Source organism: Pseudoalteromonas sp. 0802 (assembly GCF_013350085.1).
Lineage (GTDB): Bacteria > Pseudomonadota > Gammaproteobacteria > Enterobacterales > Alteromonadaceae > Pseudoalteromonas.
This window is the reverse complement of sequence record NZ_JABVXE010000006.1, coordinates 77,760-84,827: the sequence shown is the minus strand read 5'-3', so window position 1 is coordinate 84,827 and position 7,068 is coordinate 77,760. Positions and strand designations below refer to the sequence as shown.

Below are 7,068 nucleotides of genomic sequence, written 5' to 3'. Positions count from 1 at the left end.
ACAAGTTTAATAAGGTAATTTGAGTAATTTCATTTAACTTAAGCTGTTCGCTTATATCCAATGAAGGAATAAGCATTGTTTCAGCGCAGGGGGATTGATCTTTGCGTATAAACTTCAAGGTAACAGGTTGGCTAGCAGACACCTGAATTGAGGATGGGGAATACACGCCATCCCTCACTTCAATGAGTACTTCATTACCTTGAACGATTGTTTTATTGGGTTTATATAGCCAAAACCACCAAACAATCAGCGCGATTAACATTAAGCCTAATAAGTTAATTAACATCATCGCTCTTCTCCTTAATGCTCTTTTGCTTTAAAAAAGCGAAGTCGATTTGCATTTGACACCACAGTCAATGACGAAAACGCCATTGCAGCACCTGCAATTACAGGGCTAAGCAGAATGCCAAAGAAGGGATATAGAACCCCCGCAGCAAAAGGAATCCCGGCTACGTTATAGACAAACGCGCCAAACAAGTTTTGTTTGATATTTCGTAAAGTAGCTTTGCTTACCGCTATGGCATCGGCAAGGCCATGAAGTGAACCACGCATTAGGGTAATGTCAGCACTTTCGATAGCTACATCAGTCCCTGTGCCTATGGCGAATCCAACATCGGCTAACGCTAGCGCAGGAGCATCGTTGATGCCATCTCCTGTCATACCAACAATTTCGCCACTGCCTTGTAGCTCTTTCACCTTGTTGGCTTTATCTTCTGGCAGCACCTCAGCAAGAAATTCGCTAATACCTGCTTTTTTGGCAACAGCGGCAGCGGTTTCCTTGTTATCACCTGTTAACATGATGACGCGTATACCATTAGCCTGAAGCCGTTTGATAGCAGAGATTGAGTCTGACTTAATGGGATCTGCGACAGCAATGATTGCGGCAAGTTCACCATCTACAGCAAAGTACATAGGTGTTTTGGCTTCTTTGGCTAAAGACTGGGCTTTTCCAACAAAGCCTGTGAGGTCTATGCCTTTTAACTTCATTAGTTTATCGTTACCAAAAAGCAGGACTTTATTGTTACAGTTTGCTTCTACACCAAAACCCGTAATAGCATTAAACGATTCAATTTTTAGTAACTCAATATCCTTATCTAAAGCACTTTCAACAATCGCTTGCGCTAAAGGGTGCTCTGAGCCGCTTTCTAAACTTGCTGCAAGCTGTAGTACGTCTTTTTCGTCAGTAGCTTTTGCTAAAACAATATCGGTTACCTTAGGTGCCCCTTCAGTAATAGTGCCCGTTTTATCTAAAATCATGGCAGTGATTTTAGAGGCGGTTTGCAGTGCCTCACCGTTGCGAATAAGTACTCCGGCTTCTGCTGCTTTTCCTACTCCGACCATGACAGACATGGGTGTTGCCAAGCCTAAAGCACACGGGCAGGCAATAATAAGCACAGTAGTTGCTGATACGATAGCAAAAGCAATTGCTGGCTCAGGGCCAAAGTTAAGCCATGCTAACGCACTTAACACCGAGATGATCATGACTACAGGAACGAAATAGGCGGAAATAACATCGGCCAAGCGGCCAATCGGCGGTTTTGAATTTTGCGCTCGTTTCACCATATTGATGATCTGTGCAAGCGCCGTGTCTTTACCAACGCGTGTCGCTCTAAATAAAATCATGCCTGATTTGTTCAAAGTACCAGCGACAACCTCATCTTCTTCGGCTTTTTCAACAGGCATAGGTTCGCCTGTCAGCATGGACTCATCAATAGAGGTGTGTCCTTCCAATACAACGCCATCCACGGGAATTTTTTCACCCGGCTTTACTTTCACAACATCATGAAGCAAAACCTGTTCGATACCTATCTGAACCTCTTTATTATCACGAACTACAGTTGCCGTTTTGGCCTGCAAGCCGATAAGACGTTTAATGGCCTCAGAGGTTTTACCTCTGGCTTTTATTTCTAATGCTAGACCTAAATCAATTAAGCCAATGATCATGGCGGTAGCTTCAAAATAGACATGTCGTGCCATCAATGGAACGGCGTCAGGTGCAAACACGACAACCATCGAATACACCCAAGCTGTACCTGTTCCTAAAGCTATTAGAGTGTCCATATTAGCGGAGTGGTTTTTAAAGCTTTTCCATGCTCCTACATAGAAATGCTTACCTGAAAAATACATAACGCCAAAAGTTAAAATGCCTACAACTAGCCAAGACATGCGTTCAAGGTTTGTTTCAACCGTCATTTCTCCAACCACAATGCTGTAGATCATCAAAGGAACGCCGAGTGAAAGGGCAATAAACGTATCGCGCATTAGCTTTTTGTAATATGCCCAATCCGCCGCCTCTTTCTCATCAAGCGCATCTGTTGCTGAGCTATCATCAATTGGCTTCGCGTTATACCCCACTGACTCAACAGCTTTGATCAATTCTTCTGTTTTAGCTGTCCCATAAACTGTTACTGTCCTATCAGCAAAATTCATTTCCGCACTGACGACTCCAAGAGTTGCCTTCAACGCCCCTTCAATTTTGCCTACACAGCTAGCACACCCAGCGCCTTCAATGATAAGCTGTTGGTTATGTGATACTTTCTCCAACGTATTCTCCTTAGTTTTACACGAAGAGGATTGAGCTTTTGCCTGACAGCAACAGCCTGATTCAGTTTTTATATTTGTGTTAGTAGCCACCCTTTTTCCTCCTATGCTTTTTTAATTTGCTCAAAGTTTTCGATGAGATGACAAACCATGTTTGCAGTCGGTGCCTTGTCTTCCATTTCTTCCCACTGAGAAAGCGCAGAAGACATTTTTCCTCGAAGTGCCAACATTGCTTGAAACTGCTTTTCTGTTTCTTCAAGCCGCTCTTTGATCAGGCTTCTGACTAATGGGCACGCACTTTTACCATCTTCAGATTCATTAATAATTTCCTTGATATCTGCAACGGAAAAACCAAGGTTTCTGGCACTTAAAATGAATTTAAGTCTCGATACTTCTTTATTCGAGTATGACTTGTAGCCGTTCACTGACTTAGCAGGTTTTAACAATCCTAATCTGGTGTAATAGCGCACCGTATCAGCAGTCGTTCCAAGGCTTTTTGCCAGCTCCGCAACTTTCATATTCACTCCTCAGTTTTTAGCTAAGTTTGTACTCTCATCTTCAGCTTAGACCTGTGTCTAAGACACAGGTCAAGTACTAATTCTAGTGAATAAGCTAAAAACTAATTTTTTGGTAAAAGAGAAATCTCGGCCAAAATCGACAGCATTAAGTACTGTAAATGGCAATAGTTTGAGAATTTTCATAGTGCCTTCAAAATATCGTACTAATCGTTCAAAACAATTGATTATTTAAATCAATGAATAAGTCATTCTATTTTTGATGGGAGTGGCGAAAAAAAGACGCACTGATCCCGTGATTAGCCAATAATTGGTGGACGATAAAGTAAGAGATGGATACCAGATTTTGGTAGAGGTGTACGCTGTAGAAATAGCTCAGAGTAAATATTGCAAATACCTTCCTCTTGCGCTTGCACAAGATAGGCATTTAAATGAAAGCTTGAACAAAATCCCCCCTCACAACAAACACAATCACTAGCTTTGCATTTTTCACAGACTTCATCACCATGACGGTGTTTAGAGTCTTGCGAGTTTACAGTGTGATAGTGACTATTGTCATTCATTGATTGATGGTGAATATTTTTGCTTCGTTGCATAATATGCGTGTCGGAAGATCCATTTTGATGTTCTTCACAATTCATTGGCTTAGCTGTAGCAAAACTATGCTGCGTAAGCAACACAGTTATTATCACTATTTTAAACCACCTGAAAAGTCCAAACATTATCATTCCTTCTTTAGCTCCTACAATATTAGCCACTTTATAAAAATAATTTTATGATCTTGATCAACCTTTGAACTAAAACCTAAACTTTTTACTTTTTTAAACAGCTTAAACTTAACAAGTATAAAAGGGGTGTCTAATTTAGACTCATGAGATTGAAGCCAAGCATGAGCACCATTAAAAAAATAAAAACCCTACGCTCATAACTAGGTATTGAGTAAGGGATCATTTTTCCAATTGTTCAGCTTTAAGCACAGTACTTTGCAACAATCGGTTCTATCCCGAGCACACCCAATTCCCGTTCATCAAAAGTGATAAAATGGCCTATTGTACGTCTTTCAATGGCGATGTTTTTTGGCTTGACTCTTTAACCTTAAACATTCGCCAACTTTACTTCTTAGCTGATATTCCACCTTGATAGGTATACACCAGACTGGCACCGACTGAAAACAAGAAGTAGCTTACTATTACTGCTCTTAGTTCTTTCCAAAAAAACTATTAGCTAGGCCTTTTCTAACATAACTAAAATGGTTTAAATCCCAAAAAACGAAAGCTACCATCAATATAGTTGCGGTAGCTCTCATCAAGTCAATATAGTATTTCTTCACATCAGAGCCAGAACTTGATACCTGCAACAAAAGCAGTATCACGCGTACTTTGCCCATTTAACTTCGCAAAGTCGGCTGTATTACCAAATTTATTTGTCCACTCAACGCCAACATAGGGAGCAAACTGGCGGGTAAACTCATAACGAACCCGAAAACCAATAGCACTGCTAGATAAGCCACTACCAAGGTTATTTTGGACGTCATCCTTACCGTAAAGCGTCAACTCTGCTCGTGGTTGAACAATTAACTTTTGAGTAAGTAATAGCTCATACTCAGCTTCGATCGAAAATGCACTATTACCTTGCTCTCCTAAATACGCAGTCATATCAATTTCAAACCAGTAGGGGGCTAGACCTTGTAAACCAAAAGCTAGCCATTTGCGGTTTTCACCTTCGTTATTGTAATCAAGTCGAATACCGACTTGTGTATCCCAATAAGCAGATATTGCGTGGCCCCATAGAAAATCTGTTTGGTTCTCCTCTAAATTACCTTCGCTAAAATCTCCCTCAGTTTTGATGACTAATCTATCAAAAGTAGTGCCATACCATGCCTGAAAGTCAAAAACACCTGCGTTTGTTTGCTCATTATATTCAAGACGATCCCCTAGTAGCGCGTAAAATGAATGCTCATCTGCCAAAGTCAGTCGTTTGTCGCTATTGAGTGCATAAGGACCTTCAGTCAATGTTGTACCTGCGGCATAAGCATGAGGGTCTCTAGCATCTTTAGGTGCATCTCCACCTTGTGCTTGCATTTTAGAATCACCCATCTCAGTCATCTCATCTTTTGCAGATACAGATACACTTATAAGGGGCAAACCTATTAATAATAGTTTTAACGTATTGGTTAGTATTAATTTTCTCATGATACAACTACCTCTCTAAACATACCTGCATCCATGTGGAATAATAAATGGCAATGCCATGCCCAGCGACCTACGTCATGAGGTGTTGTTAAAAAACTAATTCTTTGCGCTGGTTGTACAGGGATAGTATGGCGACGAACCTGTACATCACCTTTTTCATTCTCCAAATCGCTCCACATACCATGCAGGTGCATTGGATGTGTCATCATTGTATCGTTTTGTAAAATAACTCTTAAACGTTGATTATGCTTCATGTGAACTGGCGTGCTTTTTCCAAATTCCAAACCATCAAATGACCAGCTATAACGCTCCATGTTTCCAGTTAAATGTAATTCAATTTCAGCCTCTGGCTCTTGCTGGTTTGTAATTCCCTCAAGAGAATGTAAATCTGCAAGTGTTAAAACACGGCGTCCATTTTTACGTAAACCTATACCGGGATCATCAAGGTTTGTTCTAGGCATATCAACACGCATATCAACAGAAGCTCCATACTCTGTTTTTGCATGACGCACTTTAGTGCTAGCAACAGCTAATGGGTTTTTAGTCATTCCATGTTTACTATGATCCATTGCCATCGCTCCATGACCCATTGCACTATGATCCATTTTATTAGAATTCATGCCCGACATACCTGCCGTATCAGCCATTGTAGAATGCACACTATCATGGGTCATATTGCCCATCATATCTGTCATCGTTAACCACTCAACGGGGTCTAAAGAAGGTACTGGTGCATCAACGTTAGGTGCCATTGATAAAGTACCTTTAGCATAACCTGAGCGATCCATGCTTTGTGCAAAAATCGTATATGCATCATTTTTTGGCTCGACAAGTACATCATAAGTTTCACCGGGACCAAATCTAAATTCATCTACTGTCACAGGTTCAACATTTTGTCCATCAGCTTGTACAACTGTTAACTTCAGCTCAGGTATTCTTACATCAAAAAACGTATTGCTAGAACCGTTAATAAATCTAAGCCTAACCTTTTCGCCAGCTTTAAACATTCCACGCCAATTTGTCAAAGGCGCACAACCATTCATTAAAAAAGTCATTGCAGATGCTGATAAGTCTGCAAGATCTGTAGGGTTCATTCTCATTTTATTCCACATTTCCCGGCGTTGTAGCGCATTTGAAACGCTGCTATTTGAAATGTCATCAAAAAACTCTGGAACAGTAGGTTGATTAAAGTTAAATACATCGCTCTGTACTTTTAACTTGCGAAACAAATCCATTGGGTCATCATCAGTCCAATCAGACAATTGAATGACATGCTCATTGTCAGCACTAATAATATCCTTTTCTCTTGGCTCAATAATTAATGCGCCGTACATACCTGTCATTTCTTGAAAGCCACTGTGTGAGTGATACCAATATGTGCCGCTTTGTTGCAGCTTAAATTTATAAACAAAGGTTTCACCCGGCATTATACCTTTAAAGCTAATACCCGGTACGCCATCCATTTGATACGGAAGAATGATCCCATGCCAATGAATTGAACTCGGCACTGATAATTTATTAGTTACCCTGATAGTAACGTCATCACCTTCTCTGAGGCGCAAGGTAGGAGCTGGTATTGAGCCATTGATTGTTGTAGCCATTCTTACAACACCTGTGAAGTTTACGGGTGACTCATCTATCACTAAATCTATTACTTCTCCACTTAGTTCGGGCGCAGTACCTGTTGAAGTTCCAGCAATCAAAGATGAAGCTGCATGAAGAACACTTGGAAAAGCAGCTAATACACCGCCAGCAGCTAATCCTTGTACAAAGCGTCTACGTGGCGTAGAAACTTGATGTAATGGATTGTTGTTTCTCAT

General features: G+C 40.7%; 6 protein-coding genes. All 6 read right to left on the bottom strand.

The features are described from left to right. On the bottom strand, positions 1 to 289 hold a 289-nt coding region (locus HUS61_RS12190), incomplete at its 3' end, for a cupredoxin domain-containing protein (RefSeq protein ID WP_175087006.1). Between the two features lie 11 nt (positions 290 to 300). Next, the gene (locus HUS61_RS12185; RefSeq protein WP_016708243.1) at positions 301 to 2,544 is read right to left on the bottom strand and encodes a heavy metal translocating P-type ATPase; all 2,244 of its coding nucleotides are present in this window, start codon (positions 2,542 to 2,544) and stop codon (positions 301 to 303) included. Between the two features lie 101 nt (positions 2,545 to 2,645). Further along, complete coding sequence (locus tag HUS61_RS12180) at positions 2,646 to 3,059, bottom strand: MerR family transcriptional regulator (protein ID WP_016708244.1); 414 nt, start codon at positions 3,057 to 3,059, stop codon at positions 2,646 to 2,648. A 296-nt stretch (positions 3,060 to 3,355) separates the two neighbouring features. Next, entirely contained in the window at positions 3,356 to 3,778 is a 423-nt protein-coding gene (locus HUS61_RS12175; RefSeq protein ID WP_016708245.1) for a hypothetical protein, read from the bottom strand. Positions 3,779 to 4,387: 609 nt separating this feature from the next. Continuing rightward, positions 4,388 to 5,248 carry a copper resistance protein B gene (locus HUS61_RS12170; RefSeq protein ID WP_016708246.1) on the bottom strand — a complete coding sequence of 287 codons (861 nt, stop codon included), beginning with the start codon at positions 5,246 to 5,248 and terminating at the stop codon, positions 4,388 to 4,390. Then, positions 5,245 to 7,068, bottom strand: a complete 1,824-nt coding sequence (locus tag HUS61_RS12165) for a copper resistance system multicopper oxidase (RefSeq protein WP_016708247.1) — start codon at positions 7,066 to 7,068, stop codon at positions 5,245 to 5,247. The genes HUS61_RS12170 and HUS61_RS12165 overlap by 4 nt, the downstream gene beginning before the upstream one ends.

Bases quoted from the DNA above. Each gene is read 5' to 3' on its own strand.
- HUS61_RS12180 (WP_016708244.1), bottom strand. From the start codon at position 3,059: ATGAAAGTTGCGGAGCTGGCAAAAAGCCTTGGAACGACTGCTGATACG.
- HUS61_RS12175 (WP_016708245.1), bottom strand. From the start codon at position 3,778: ATGTTTGGACTTTTCAGGTGGTTTAAAATAGTGATAATAACTGTGTTG.
- HUS61_RS12170 (WP_016708246.1), bottom strand. From the start codon at position 5,248: ATGAGAAAATTAATACTAACCAATACGTTAAAACTATTATTAATAGGT.
- HUS61_RS12165 (WP_016708247.1), bottom strand. From the start codon at position 7,068: ATGAGAAACAACAATCCATTACATCAAGTTTCTACGCCACGTAGACGC.